The 15536-nt window shown below is 37.3% G+C and carries 10 protein-coding genes; 8 read left to right on the forward strand and 2 right to left on the reverse strand.

The features are described 5' to 3' along the window. Window position 1: 1 nt before the first annotated feature. Window positions 2-1447 (reverse strand): tRNA (N6-isopentenyl adenosine(37)-C2)-methylthiotransferase MiaB, encoded by a 1446-nt coding sequence (miaB, locus tag RM706_RS07045; protein WP_311350466.1) that lies wholly within the window; start codon window positions 1445-1447, stop codon window positions 2-4. 160 nt (window positions 1448-1607) lie between these two features. Here miaB and RM706_RS07050 point away from each other — a divergent pair, with 160 nt between their 5' ends. Then, window positions 1608-2852: an LVIVD repeat-containing protein gene (locus RM706_RS07050; protein WP_311350323.1), complete on the forward strand. Its 1245-nt coding sequence runs from the start codon at window positions 1608-1610 to the stop codon at window positions 2850-2852. Further along, window positions 2853-3386: a BPTI/Kunitz domain-containing protein gene (locus RM706_RS07055; protein ID WP_311350324.1), complete on the forward strand. Its 534-nt coding sequence runs from the start codon at window positions 2853-2855 to the stop codon at window positions 3384-3386. A gap of 235 nt (window positions 3387-3621) precedes the next feature. Here the strand turns inward: RM706_RS07055 and RM706_RS07060 are convergent, their stop codons facing one another. Next, a complete protein-coding gene (locus tag RM706_RS07060; protein WP_311350325.1) occupies window positions 3622-6756 on the reverse strand; it encodes a WD40/YVTN/BNR-like repeat-containing protein in 3135 nt (1044 codons plus the stop codon). Window positions 6757-6979: 223 nt separating this feature from the next. On the opposite strand from RM706_RS07060, the gene topA reads away from it, so the two are divergent. From topA to porN, 6 genes are all read left to right on the forward strand, one after another. Beyond that, on the forward strand, window positions 6980-9466 hold the full coding sequence (topA, locus tag RM706_RS07065; protein ID WP_311350326.1) for a type I DNA topoisomerase: 2487 nt from the start codon (window positions 6980-6982) through the stop codon (window positions 9464-9466). Between the two features lie 28 nt (window positions 9467-9494). Continuing rightward, window positions 9495-10652 (forward strand): formimidoylglutamase, encoded by a 1158-nt coding sequence (locus RM706_RS07070; protein ID WP_311350327.1) that lies wholly within the window; start codon window positions 9495-9497, stop codon window positions 10650-10652. Window positions 10653-10774: 122 nt separating this feature from the next. Further along, a complete protein-coding gene (gene porK / locus RM706_RS07075) occupies window positions 10775-12139 on the forward strand; it encodes a T9SS ring complex lipoprotein PorK/GldK (RefSeq protein WP_311350328.1) in 1365 nt (454 codons plus the stop codon). A gap of 93 nt (window positions 12140-12232) precedes the next feature. Next, the gene (gene porL / locus RM706_RS07080) at window positions 12233-12883 is read left to right on the forward strand and encodes a type IX secretion system motor protein PorL/GldL (RefSeq protein WP_311350329.1); all 651 of its coding nucleotides are present in this window, start codon (window positions 12233-12235) and stop codon (window positions 12881-12883) included. 46 nt (window positions 12884-12929) lie between these two features. Beyond that, window positions 12930-14489, forward strand: coding sequence for a type IX secretion system motor protein PorM/GldM (porM, locus tag RM706_RS07085; RefSeq protein WP_311350330.1), 1560 nt, complete (start codon window positions 12930-12932; stop codon window positions 14487-14489). Window positions 14490-14506: 17 nt separating this feature from the next. Beyond that, complete coding sequence (gene porN / locus RM706_RS07090) at window positions 14507-15409, forward strand: type IX secretion system ring subunit PorN/GldN (protein WP_311350331.1); 903 nt, start codon at window positions 14507-14509, stop codon at window positions 15407-15409. Window positions 15410-15536: the final 127 nt, after the last annotated feature.

Genomic DNA, 15536 nt, shown 5'->3' on the forward strand with positions numbered 1-15536 from the left:
TTTAATTATTCTTTGAGTAGTCCACACCCTCGCCAATTAAGGTGGCAGAAGTACAATCATTTATTTTTACCATCACAAAATCACCTATTTTATAATGCTCTTTTGGAAAAACCGCAACTGTATTTTGAGAGTTTCTTCCCATCCAATGAGAATCTGATTTTTTTGAGGTGCCTTCAATTAAAATCTCTTGTGTTTTTCCTACATGTTGCTGTGTTCGAAAAAGACCGTGCTTTCGTTGTAAGGCTATTACCTCTGCTAATCTTCTTTTTTTTGTGTTCTCAGGTACGTCATCAGCTAACTTTCTGGCAGCTAAAGTTCCAGGTCTTTCAGAATAGGCAAACATGAAACCATAATCATACTTTACATATTCCATTAAAGAAAGGGTGTCTTTATGATCTTCTTCTGTTTCTGTCGGAAAGCCTGAAATCATGTCTTGACTAATTGCACAATCAGGAATTAATTGTCTAATGTTATCAATAAGCTCAAAATATTGTTCTCTTGTATGCAAGCGGTTCATTGCTTTAAGAATTCGATTGCTACCACTTTGAACGGGTAAGTGAATATAATTACAGATGTTTTCAAATTTTGACATGGTTTCGATAACATCCAATGTCATGTCTTGGGGATTGGAAGTAGAAAAGCGAACACGCATTTTTGGTTGTGCCAACGCACATAATTCTAAAAGCTTGGCAAAATTGACCGAAGTTGCCTTTTGTATTTCAGAGGCTTTTTCAAAATCCTTTTTCAATCCTCCTCCATACCATAGGTAACTATCAACGTTTTGCCCAAGTAAGGTAATTTCCTTAAAACCTTTGCCCCACAATTCATTAACCTCTTCGATAATAGATACAGGATTGCGACTACGCTCCCTGCCCCGAGTAAAAGGAACTACACAAAAAGTACACATATTATCGCAACCTCTTGTAATGGATACGAAAGCGGTTACTCCATTTGTATTCAACCTAACAGGGGCAATATCACCATAGGTTTCATCTTTAGAAAGAATGACATTGACAGCATTTCTACCTTCATCGATTTCTTGAATTAGGTTGGGCAAATCTTTATAGGCATCAGGTCCAACTACCATATCAACAATCTTTTCTTCGTCTAAAAATTTGTCTTTGAGGCGCTCCGCCATACACCCTAAAACACCAACCTTCATTTTTGGGTTTATTTTTTTAACAGCATTGAATTTTTCCAATCGTTTGCGCACGGTTAATTCTGCTTTCTCACGAATGGAACATGTATTCACCAAGACCAAATCAGCTTCAGCCAATTCTTGTGTAGTATTGAAACCTTCTTTCGCTAAAATAGATGCGACAATTTCACTATCAGAAAAGTTCATTTGACACCCATAACTCTCAATATACAGTTTACGCGTACTTTTTTCGTTTTTTGACAGTGTAAGGGTGGTTCCTTGCACTTCTTCATTTATTATCTTTTCCATACCTTCTTTAGGGACCATCATGCTTTATTTAGCGTCTGCAAAGATAGTGCATATTACAAAATAGTGACAATTTGACAGTTAAATTTTAACCAAAATCAACGCAACTTTGTTTAACTAATACTATCATTAAGACATAACCCAATGCAAAAAATTAAACAAAATGAAAAAGAAAGCCCTTTTAATCCTATCCTTTATCACTTTGGTATTTTTCTCTTGTAATGATGATGGTGATGACAGCGAATTTGCCGATTATCTAGTTGCTAGACCCTTGGTCATGAGTAAGACAGAATTTACTAATAGTATCGATGTTGTTTCTCCACTTCCTATTGATGAGTCCGGTAAAATTTATGCCTATCAAGATTATATCTTTATCAATGATAAATATAAAGGGGTACATGTTATTGATAATTCAAATCCTGAATCACCTCTAAAAATTTCCTTTATAAAGATTGCGGGTAATGTAGATATTTCTATTAAAGACAATTATTTGTACGCCGATAGTATAACAGATTTAATTGTTTTGGATATTTCGGATATAGATAATATTCAGATTGTAAATCGAATGGAAAATGTACTCAGGGACAATGTTATTTTTCCGTCTGAAGCTCAAATTTTTGAATGGGCGGACATTGATTATGAGAATGAACTGATTGTAGGCTGGGAAACTGTTACCGAGCGAAGACGAATTGAAGACGTAGTCCAACCCGATATATTTTTTGATGATGTTGCGACTACAAATGAATCTAGTGGTGATACTGGTCAAGGTGGATCTTTGGCGCGATTCAAAATTGTGGATGATTATTTGTATGCTGTGGATAGTCACCAAATTAATGTTTTTGAAATATCAGATTTAGAAAACCCAAAAGATTTGGAAGATGTATTCGCGGGTTTTGATATTGAAACGATTTTTAATCGCGGTGAACACTTGTTTTTAGGGAGTATGCAAGGCATGTATATTTATGACATTTCAGCTCCGGCAACTCCGACTTTTGTATCTGAGTTTCAACATGGAACAGCATGTGATCCGGTTGTGGTTGATGAAAACTATGCTTACGTTACATTACGTGGGGGAAATTTTTGTGGAGCTACTGAAAGCGGCTTATATATTATAGATATTACTACTATTGAATCGCCAGAGCTAATGGTTATATACCCTATGGATGAACCCTATGGGCTTGGAGTGAAAGATAACAAGCTTTTCGTTTGTGATGGCGCTTCTGGGTTAAAAGTTTATGATAAATCCGATATTCCTGATTTGGAGCAGTTGAATCATTTTAAAGACATTGTGACTTTTGATGTGATACCCTTGGAGAATCAATTGTTAATGGTCGGCGATGAAGTCTTATATCAATACGAGTATTTGAACGATAATATTCGATTAATAAGTTCTTTAAACCTAAATTAAATGAAAGAATACTTAATTTTTGCTTTAACAATTCTTACACTTTCGTCTTGTAGTAATGACGATGAATTATCTCAGGATGATTTAGATGTACAGCTCCTTGAAATTAGGGCCCTAAGTGAAGGGGAGGTGTGTAATGATGTTGCAGACTGGCGGTTTGTGGCAATCGGGGCCAAGGCATGTGGTGGTCCAAGTGGGTATATGGCCTATTCAATCAAAATAGATACCTTGTCCTTTTTTGCCAAAGTAGAGGAATACACCAGTGCTCAGAAACAGTATAATATGGACAATGGAATTATTTCAGACTGTGCAATAGATCCAATACCAGTGGGGATACAATGTAAAGACGACGTTGCGGTCTTGATTTATAGCCGTTGTGAACTACTTCCAGATTCAGGACCATGTTTTGCGGCATTTACCAAATACTATTTTGATAAGGAGGAACAAGCGTGCAAAGAGTTTATTTGGGGAGGCTGCGAAGGTGTTGTGCCTTTTGATACTTTGGAGGAATGCAAAGTCTGTGAAGATGGGTCTTGAACTATTAGAATTTGAAAATGAATATCTTGGAAATATTTTTAATTGATAGATTAATTTGAGGCCGATACTAAAACCTTTACTAACAAGACGTTCTAATTTCAAATTGTACTATTGTATCACTGCACATGACATATTCAACTAAAATGATAGAACAGTATTCATGTATGACCAATAATTAAAAAACAAGTGCCAAAAGTTTTATTTTAGAAAATCTTACAGCACTTGTTTTTAAAAACTACTCTTGGGATATCATTTTGAGGTTGCTCTCTGATACCTTCATATTAATTTTTGAAATATAGTTATTCATTAATTGGTTCAGAGATTCAATCTCTACATCCAATTCTTTTTTTACTTCAACAAAAAATGCTTTAGATTGATCTGTTGGGGGGTAGTCTCCTCTTTGCGAATCAGCTAGCAAAAAGGCGAGTCTGTTATTGATTCTAATACCATAATTTAAAGGATCTTGCCTACTTTGGTTTTTGGTCATGTGAATATTGTTTTCGATTACCTCGAGTTTAGTTTTAAACTCTGTGATCATTTTACTCAGAGAGCTATTGTTTTTTGATTTTTTGGAGACATACTCCAAATCTGTTTTTACATTTCGAATATCGGCAATGGCCTGATTCGCTCTGCTCACCTCATTACGAACAGAAATTAAAAAATCAAATTGATTCTGAAAATCTGCATTGCTATTAGGTAGTCTGGGGTCTTTTTCAATTGTAAATTCCCGCTCTTGAGACATTCCATTATATGTCAATCTTACTTTATAATTTCCAGGCACTGCTTTAGGCCCAATATTAGGTGAGGAATACAAGACCATACCATCAAATGATGTAAAACCTGGATACCTCATATTCCAAACAAATCTATTTCCACCAGTTTTTACATCCAATTTTTTTGGAGCACTTGGATCGTTTTTGCTCTTCTTGGCTGTTGTTGAAAAACGCTGAATGAGTTTTCCGTTCGGTCCAAGTATATCTAAATGAACCGTATCCTTGTCTTTTTTATCGGCAATATAGTAATTGATGATGGCTCCATTGGGGTGATTGGTTCCTTCCAATTTTGGATTTGGTTTTCCCCAACCCGATTGTTGCATTCGGTAGGCCTTGTCTGGCTTATATAAATATGCTTTTTGGTTTTTTAGTTCTGGAGACAATTGATGTAATGGGGTAAGATCATCAATTATCCAAAAACTACGTCCATGGGTAGCGGCAATTAAATCATTGCCCTTAACCTCCAAGTCTCGAATTGCCGTTATGGGTAAATTTAATCGTAGCGATTGCCAATTGGCACCATCATCAAAAGAAACATACATGCCCCATTCCGTTCCAGCATATAATAGACCTTCACGAATTTTATCCGTTCGAACTACCCGCGTATAATGGTTGCTCTTAATTCCTTTAGTGATTACAGTCCATGTTTTGCCATAATCTGTAGTCTTATAGAGATAAGGAGTGTAATCTCCAAATTTGTACGAAGTGGCCGCAACATATGCTGTGCCTTTTTTGAACGGACTTGGGTCGATGCTATTGATCATATTTAATTTAGGAGATATGCTTTCTGGAGGAGTAATGTTTTCCCAGTTTGCACCATTATCCTTACTAATTTGAATTAGACCGTCATCGGTTCCTATCCAAATAACGCCTTCTTCTTGTGGCGATTCGTTAATAACAAAAATATTGGAGTAAAACTCTGCTCCCGTATTATCTTGTGTAATGGGGCCGCCAGAAGATTTAATGGTTTCTGGTAACCCTCGTGTTAAATCAGGAGAAATGGTTTTCCAACTTTGACCCTCATTTGTGGTAACGTGAAGGTAGTTGGATCCTGCATAGAGTTTGTTGGAATCATGTATGCTGAATTTGACAGGAAAATTCCAGTTGAAACGATATTTCATAACTTCTACCCCAGAACCTGCAGGATTATCTGGCCATACATTTACAGAGCGTGTCTGATTCACGGTATGATCTGCTCGCATCATATAACCTTTAAAGGTTCCACCATAAACAATATCACTATTTTTTGGATCAGGAGCTAAATGAGCGCTTTCGCCTCCAGCAGTACTTTCCCAATGACTTTCAGTAATCGATTTACCAGAAGTTCTGTGGTAAATTCTAACGGTGCTATTGTCTTGCTGTGCTCCATAAATGCGATATGGAAATTCATTATCGGTAGATACCCTATAAAACTGGGCTGTAGGTTGGTTGTGATATGTGGTCCAATTGTTTCCTCCATCATTGGAAACTTGAGCACCTCCATCATCGGCGATAACCATTCTGTTGTTATTGTTAGGGTCAATCCATAAATCATGATGGTCACCATGCGGGGCATTTTTTAAAGTAAACGTTTTTCCTCCATCGGTTGATACCCCATAACTTACGTTCATTACGTAAACCTTATCAACATTTTGAGGATCAGCGGTAATACGGCTATAATACCACGCTCTTTGGCGCAAGGCTCTATTTTCGTTTATCTTTTTCCATGTTTTTCCGCCATCATCAGAACGATATACCCCTCCCTCGTCAGCTTCTATAATAGTCCAAATTCGATTAGAGTTAACTGGGGAAATAGCAATACCGACAATGCCCCAAGGCCCTGCAGGTAAGCCGGGCAACTTAGAAATATCAGTCCAAGAATCACCACCATCAGTACTTTTAAAAAGCTTACTATCAGGTCCACCGCTATCCATTCTATAACCATTTCTTTTCATTTGCCAGGTGGCAGCGTACATTATTCTCGGATTATTCGGATCTAAGATTAAATCTCCTGCTCCTGCTTTATCACTCACATATAAAATTTTCTCCCAACTTGCCCCACCATCGGTTGAACGATATACCCCTCGTGTTTCATTGGGCTTCCATAAGTTGCCGATAGCGGCCACATAAACCAAATCAGGATTTTTTGGGTGTATTCTTATCCTTGAAATATGTTCAGAACCTTCCAATCCAATAAACTTCCATGTTTCACCAGAATCTAAACTTTTCCAAATACCATTTCCAGAAGAGACATTTCCTCGTAATGTCTGTTCTCCCTCACCTACATAAATAACATTAGGATCTGATTCGGCAACGGCAACGGCCCCTATAGAGCCACCGAAATATCCATCTGAAATGCATTGCCATGTGCTGCCAGCATCGGTAGTTTTCCATACGCCCCCTCCTGCCGTACCCATATAATACAGATTTGGATCATTGGCCACTCCAGTTGCCGTGCCTGAGCGGCCCCCTCGAAATGGACCTATTGATCGCCAGACCATACCACTATATAATGATTCATCTATAGATATGTCAACGGCTTTTTTACGTTGTGCATGATTTGATTCAAAAGAAAAAACAAATAAGAGAAGAAATGGAATTAAATACTTGGTTTTCATAAGAAATACTTTTGGTTGGACTTGCTCTGTTTTTTTGTATAAACCTTAAATGTAATAGAGTGCCTTAAAAGTAAGTAAAAAAAGCAATGAAAGTGACATGAAAATGTTTGTCAGATTACCTTCCAATATGCTCGCTTTTTTTGGCCCATAAAGGTCGTTATACATTATGGCATGAAATAAAATCAAAAAAATCATATACTTTTGTTTTCGCAAAACCTATTGAATGCCAAAGAACTTAGTCATTGTAGAGTCCCCTGCCAAAGCAAAAACCATTGAACGTTTTCTCGGAAAAGATTTTCAAGTAGAATCTAGTTTTGGCCATATCGCCGATCTTCCATCCAAAGAATTGGGTGTTGACGTAGATAATAATTTTCAACCTAAATATATTGTTGATAAAGAGAAGAAGGCTTTAGTCACCAAACTAAAGGGTCTGGCGAAGAAAGCCGAAATGATTTGGTTAGCTAGTGATGAAGATCGAGAAGGAGAAGCTATTTCTTGGCATTTGGCCGAGGAACTGGGTCTTGAAAAAAGCAAGACTAGGCGAATAGTTTTTAACTCTATTACCAAATCAGCTATTCAACGTGCTATTGAAAACCCCCGCGAGATTAATTATAATTTGGTCAATGCGCAACAGGCACGTAGGGTGTTGGATAGATTGGTAGGATACCAACTTTCTCCAGTGCTTTGGAAAAAAATAAAACCAGGTCTTTCGGCGGGCCGTGTACAGTCTGTTGCAGTACGTTTGATTGTTGAAAGAGAACGAGAAATTGATGCGTTCAATCCTGAAGCATCTTTTAGAATAAAGGCGGAGTTCAAAACCGAAAACAGAAAAGTTTTTGAAGCAAAGATTTCTAAAGCTTTTTCATCTAAAGCAGATGCAGAATCTTTTTTAAAAAATAATATAGGAGCAGATTTTTCTGTAGCTAAGTTGGATAAAAAACCAGCTAAAAAGTCGCCAGCAGCTCCGTTTACAACATCCACGTTGCAGCAAGAAGCTTCTCGGAAATTATACTTTTCCGTGGGGCGGACTATGCAGGTTGCTCAGCGTTTGTATGAAGCCGGTTTGATAACCTATATGCGTACAGATAGTGTCAATCTTTCGAAAGAAGCTTTAAATGCTGCAAAAGATGCTATTGTAGACAATTTTGGAGAAAAATATAGTACAGTTCGAAATTATACGGGAAAATCCAAAGGAGCGCAAGAAGCTCACGAAGCAATTCGACCTACCGATATGAAATTGCAATCACCTTCTTTGGAGCGCGACCAACAAAAATTATATGAACTTATTTGGAAAAGAACTTTAGCCTCTCAAATGAGTGATGCCCAATTAGAACGCACCAATGTTAGAATTAAGGCCAGCACCCATAAAGATGAGTTTACGGCCAACGGTGAAGTGATTAAATTTGACGGCTTCTTAAAAGTGTATTTAGAAAGTACGGATGAAGAAGATGCAACTGAAGAACAAGAGGGCATGTTGCCTGCAATGGTTGTTGGAGAGAAATTGATAAACAAATACATTACTGCTACGGAGCGTTTTACACGCCCGCCTTATAGGTATACTGAGGCGTCTTTAGTAAAAAAACTAGAAGAATTAGGTATTGGGCGACCTTCTACTTATGCGCCAACCATTTCCACTATTTTAAACAGGGGTTATGTTGAAAAAGGTACCATAGAAGGTGTTGAGCGACAATATAAACAGCTAATTTTAGAAGGTGGCCAAGTATCGGAAAAAGGCCTCACGGAAATCATTGGTTCAGATAAAGGTAAAATGGTGCCAACTGATATTGGAATGATTGTCAATGACTTTTTGGTCAGTCATTTTACCAATATTCTAGATTATAACTTTACAGCAAAAGTCGAAGAAGATTTTGATGAGATTGCTGCCGGAGAAGAAGACTGGCAAAAGGTTATGCAATCTTTTTATAAAGATTTTCACCCGACCGTTCTTGATGTTGAAGAAAATGCGGACAGAGCTAGCGGGGAACGTGTCTTAGGAACTGACCCGAAGACAGGAAGGCAAGTAGCTGCGCGTTTGGGTCGTTTTGGTCCCATGGTGCAAATAGGTACCGTAGAAGAAGAAGAAAAACCATTGTTCGCTAGCCTGCTTCCCGAGCAATCCATAACAACAATAACATTCGAAGAAGCCATGGAGCTTTTTCAGTTGCCGCGCAAGCTTGGCGTTTATGAAGGGGAAGAAGTTGAAGCAAGCGTTGGTCGTTTTGGACCTTATGTTCGGTTTGGAAAAAAGTTCATTTCACTTGATAAAGGAGAAAGTGCTTTTGATGTAGATATGGACAGGGCTATTGAATTGATCATTGCAAAACAAAAGGCTGATGCCCCCATTGCCCATTATGAAGATAAAGAGGTAACAAAAGGAGTTGGCCGCTTTGGACCATTTATTAAATGGAACAGTTTGTTCATCAATGTGAACAAAAAATATGATTTTGATAATTTGACAAAAGAGGATATAGTTGAACTTATTGAGGCCAAAAAACAAAAAGAAATTGAAAAACTGATACAAGAATGGCCTGAAGAAGGAATCCGTATTGAAAAAGCCAGATGGGGAAGGCACAATATTATTAAAGGAAAGATAAAGGTAGAGCTGTCTAAAGATATTGATGCAACAAAAATATCTCTTGAAGAAGCATCCGCATTAATAGAAAAGAAATCACCTAAAAAGAAGAAAACAAAAGCTAAGGCTAAGAAATAAATATAAAAACACCCCCTAATAGTTTACAATGGCATTTGATTTTTTGGTTCCCGTTAGTGATAAGGTACTTGCGTTCTCCGAATTTTTACCCCCACAATCGCTAGGAAAAAACATATTTAAACATACGGAGAAAAAAGGTTTGCCGGTTTTCGCCAATGCCACCGTGGCAATTTTTGGCGTATTGGAATCTCGAAATGCGTTTGAGAAAAAGTCTGAGGAATTAGATACAGATGGCATTCGTATTCAATTGTACCGTTTAATGATGGGTAATTGGAATTCTAATATCATTGATATAGGTAACGTAGAGCCAGGTGACTCCGTTGAAGACACTTATTTTGTGGTTAAAGAAATTGTAGCAGGGCTATTGGAAGAAAAAATAATCCCTATTGTTATTGGCGCAACACAAGACATTACATTTCCCACCTATAGAGCATTCGATAAAATTAAAGACATGATCAATATGGTGTCTATTGATAGTCGATTTGATTTTGGCGAAGATGATGAACTTATTTCATCACACTCATATATGAGCAGAATTATAACTGATAAGCCAAACAATCTTCATAATTTTTCGAATATTGGATACCAGAGTTATTTTAATGCTCAAGAAGAAATAGACTTGATGGAGCGTTTGTTTTTTGATGCGTATCGCCTGGGTGAAATAGTTTCTGATATTTCATTGGCCGAGCCGGTACTTAGAAACGCCCATATGGTCAGTTTAGATATGCGGGCCATTCGGGCAAGTGAAATGGGGGCAACAGGTAATTTTTCTCCGAACGGTTTTGGCGGGCGCGAGATTTGTGCAATTGCTAGATATGCGGGTATAAGTGATAAAGTAGCTGTTTTTGGTATTTATGAAATTGAAAATACTTCTTTGTCTCACCAACTTACCGCACAAATTATTTGGTACTTTATTGAAGGTATTAGTTACAGGGTTACTGAAGTTCCGAGCTCAAATGATGAGGACTTTACAAAGTTTACTGTGCCAACAGATTCTGAAGAACTCATCTTTTTTAAAAGCCACATTACAGAACGCTGGTGGGTTGAAGTCCCTTCTATTTTACCAGAGCATACTAAAACAAATTCGATTGCGTTATTACCATGCACTCAACAGGATTATTTAGATGCTTGTAATCAGAATATTCCTGAAAGGTGGCTTAAAGCCTATAAGAAAGGCTTAAACTAAACAGAATATTTTTTGAAGTATAAATTGTTAAGCATACAATAATTTATTCAAAACCTAGTTTTATCAGTAATGAAATTGTGTTTTACAGTTTGTATTCTTAAATCGAAAATTTAACCTAAAGTATGAGAAAGCTATTGTTATCATCTATAGCGCTTGTTTTTTTATTCACAAGTTGTGGTTCTAAATCAAGATCAAAAGGTGAATTAGTTGGTGTGCAGGGAAAGAAGTGGTATCCCGAAAAGCCATATGGAATGGAATTGATACCCAGAGGCTCATTTATAATGGGTAAAGCTGAGGAAGATCAAGCGAAGGTATTGAATGCTCCGACCAGAACGGTAACGGTGCGTTCTTTTTACATGGACGATACTGAGATCACTAATAGTGAATACCGTCAGTTTGTAGAATGGGTTAAAGACTCTGTAGTTAGAACCCAAATGGCAATCTTGTCGGATCAGTTAGGTATGACGCCTGAAGATGAGGGTATTGGTGAATACGCATTCATGGATGCAGATACTACTAAACTTTCTGAATACGATAAGTATATGTTGGACAATTATGCTGGTTTAGGTGAAACTGGTTATGAAGGTCGGGCACTTAATAAAGATATCGATTTGGTGTGGGATGTAGAAGATTATCCAGATGAGTTCTATACCGAAATTATGGTCGACTCTATTTATCTTCCTGATGAAGAGACCTATAACGGACAAAGAACCATTGACGTTAAAAAATTGAAATACAAGTACAATTGGATGGATATTGAAGCTGCTGCACGAGCAAAGTCGGGTAGGAGAAAAGATTTTATCCGTACTGAAGAGTTTGAAATTTATCCTGATACTACAGTTTGGATACGTGATTTTGAATACTCTTATAATGAACCAATGCACAATGACTATTTCTGGCATGATGCCTATAGTGAGTATCCTGTGGTTGGTATTAGCTGGCAACAAGCCAAAGCTTTTTGTCACTGGAGAACCAAGTTCAAGAATGATGATCAAAAAGAGCGTGGTAAGCAGTTTGTTAACCAATTTAGATTACCAACAGAAGCGGAATGGGAATACGCTGCCAGAGGAGGTATTGAAGGCGGTACCTACCCATGGGGCGGACCATATGTGATAAGTGATACAGGTTGTTTTATGGCAAATTTTAAGCCTCAAAGAGGGGATTATGCTGCAGATCAAGCTTTATATACCGTAGAAGCTAAATCATATGAGCCTAATGAGTATAACCTATACAATATGGCTGGTAATGTATCAGAGTGGACAAACTCTAGTTACGACCCAGGGGCATATGAATATGTATCAACAATGAACCCTAATGCAGGTTCAGGACAAAATAAAAGAAAAGTGATTCGAGGCGGATCATGGAAAGATGTTGCTTACTTCTTGCAGGTGAGTACACGTGATTACGAATATCAAGATTCGGCACGAAGCTATATCGGTTTTAGAACCGTACAAGATTACATGGGTGAAGAGGATTCAACCCAATAAAAAAAGAGAATTAGAAGTACTTAGTATTGAAAACGTTATTTAAACCTTGTAACCAAATTCTTATTATTATATAACTTAATTAAAATTAAAATTATGGCACAGTCAAAATCAACAAAAAAACTATTTAACATGGCCTATGGCCTTGGTGCATCGGTAGTAATTATCGGAGCCTTATTTAAAATTCTTCACTGGGAGTTCGGACCACTGACTGGTGGATTATTACTTGCAGTAGGTCTTATTACAGAAGCATTAATTTTTGCTATTAGCGCATTTGAACCAGTAGATGACGAATACGATTGGTCACTGGTTTACCCAGAATTGAACAATGCTGAAGCTAAATCTGGTAAAAATGACGTTCAACAAGCTCAAGAGGCTGAAGGCGTTTTAGGCAGAAAATTAGATGAGATGCTTAAAGAAGCTAATATTGATACAGAATTGTTCAATAGCTTAGGTGATAGCATTAGAAGTTTTGAAGGAGCTGCTAAAAACATCTCTCCTACTACTGATGCAATCCAACACACTCAGAAATATTCTGAAGAGTTATCACATGCTGCTGCTCAAATGGAGTCTTTAAACAGTTTGTATAAAGTTCAGTTAGAAAGTGCAAGCAGACAAGCTTCTATCAACGAAGAAGTTGTTCAAAATGCTGGTGCATTAAAAGATCAAATGGAGTCATTGGCAACTAATCTTTCATCATTAAATGGTGTTTACGGTGGTATGTTGTCAGCTATGAGTAAAAACTAATTAGGCCCCCAAATCAAATTATTAATCAAAACTAATTAGATAAACCATGGCAGGAGGAAAACAAACACCACGTCAAAAGATGATCAACCTTATGTACTTGATCTTCATCGCGATGTTGGCCTTAAATATGAGTAAAGAGGTGCTAGCTGCATTCGGTATTATGAATGAAAAGCTAGAGACTTCTAACATTAAAACTACAGAAAGTAACAACGAATTCTTGGCTAGTCTTGAGACTAAAGCTTCTGAAGATGCTAAGAAATACGGAGAATTATATCAAAATGCTCAACAGATAAAATCTTTGTCTCAAGAGTATTATGATTATTTAGAGTCGCTTAAAAAGGGTATGACCGAAGGTCTTGAAGACGCTAAGGATTATGCTAGAATGGACAACTCTGATTTCTTAGATGGAAAATTCTTTCAAGGAGACAATCTTACTAAAGATGGTAAGGAGTTTTTGAAGCGAATTAACGATTATAGAACTCAAGTTGCTGCTATTGCTCCAGCTGCACTTAAAGAAGCTGTAAACTCTCGTTTTCAAGTTGGTGACGCAAATGGTAAGGTTGAGAAAAGAGATGGTACAAAGCAAGATTGGATCAACTATCACTATGAAGGGTATCCATTAGTTGCTTCATTGGCAAAATTGACTGCACTTCAAGCAGACGTCAAAGCGACGGAAGAAGATGCTTTAAAATCAATGTTAGAAGGTGAGTTGACCAATCAAGTTTCATTAAAGAACTTTGCGACATCACTTTTGGCTTCTAAATCAGCTTTTTATAGTGGTGATAGATATGATGGTAAGATTATCATCAGTAAAACTGATAATTCTTCAACTCCAGTAAAAGCTGACCTGACCTTAGACGGCAGAAAGCTTACTGAAGGTAAAGATTACAAATTAGAAGCAGGTGGTATTAAGATGCTGATTGGTTCTGGCGCCGCTGGTGACCATGAAATTAAAGGTACTATGTTCTTTATGCAAGATGGTGAAGAGATTCCTGTTGAGGTAAAGAATTCTTTCGCTACCATTAATAAGCCTAATGCTGCTGTAATTGCTGCTGATAAGATGAATGTTGTATATCGTGGGGTTGCCAACCCAATGACGATTTCTATTCCTGGTATTCCTGATAACAAGGTATCTGCATCTGCTCCTGGTCTTTCTAAAAGAAGCGGTAGCAAGTATGTTATGAATCCTGGTAAGGGTAGAGAAGTTACGATTAGTGCGTCGGGTATTTTGCCAGATGGACAACGTATCAGTACTCCGGCTACATTCCGTATCAAAGATATTCCAAGACCATCTGGCGCCGTTCGTGGTGAACCAGGTAGTATAAAAATGCCAAGAAGGAACTTAGAAGTTTCTACAATTAGTGCAATGTTGGAAGACTTTGATTTTGAATTGAACATCGGTGTTAGTGGATTCAAATTCAAAGTGCCAGGGCAACCTTCAGTAGTTGTAAAAGGTAACAAGTTGAATGGTGCTGCTAAGTCTGCTTTGAAAAGAGCACGTAGAGGTGATGCTGTTCAAGTATTTGATATTCAAGCTTATATTACAAACAACAAGGGTTACAAGTTGAAAAAAGTATCTCCTGTGGTTGTAGAGCTTACAAACTAAATAAAGTATAGTTAATTATGAATTGGAAAAATGTTTTAGTAATTGTCGCATTATGTTTTTTACCCATATCGATGGCAGCGCAGGCAAATATTTTAAATGCCAAAAAGCCAGAAGATATCGGAGTTAAAACTGAAGCACAGATCGCTCAAGATAACGATGCTCCTTTAGCATATGGTTATGTTGATGACAGAGATATTCTCTGGTCTAAAACAGTATGGGAAACCATTGATTTAGATGAGCGTGTCAACTTTCCGTTGTATTACCCAACCGATACCATTGGTATTGGTGCGGACAGAAGGTCTTTGTACCACGTATTGATGAAAAACATCAAGAATGGTAAATTGACCGATGTGTACACGGATTCTTATTTCACCGAAAAACGAAAATTTGGTGATTTGACAGCAACCCTGCAAAAAGTAGATACAACCGATTTAGGGTATGAACAATATAATGCAGGCGAAGAAATCTCAGAAGAGTTTATCAATAAGAGAGATCTTGATGCCGCTGATATTGAAGAATACCGAATTAAGGGTATCTGGTTTTTTGATAAACGTCAAGGCGAGTTGAAATACAGATTATTAGGTATTGCTCCAGTCGCACCAGATGTTAACTTTATAGATGACGAATCTGTTGATCCAAATGCCAATAAAGTAGAACTGTTTTGGGTATGGTACCCAAGTGCCAGACAAATACTACATGAGGCAAAGGTATTCAACAATCGAAACTCTGCGCAACCAATAACATACGATATGTTATTGAATGCCAGAAGGTTTAACGGAGTTATTTATAAAGAAGATAATGTTCACGGTGACCGTAAAATTGACGATTATATTTTTGATAATGCCTTGTTTCAATTACTTGAAGCGAATAGAATCAAAGAAACTATTCGAGATAGGGAACAAGACATGTGGGCTTACTAAGCCAAATTTAGTTTAGAATTTTCCAATTCATTATAAGATAAAGTCCTAACAGCAATGTTGGGGCTTTTTTTGTTTAAACTATGTCGAGTCATTTCGAAATGAGCATAGCGATTGAGAAATCTCCATT

The organism is Croceitalea rosinachiae (assembly GCF_031846445.1).
Taxonomy (GTDB): domain Bacteria; phylum Bacteroidota; class Bacteroidia; order Flavobacteriales; family Flavobacteriaceae; genus Croceitalea; species Croceitalea rosinachiae.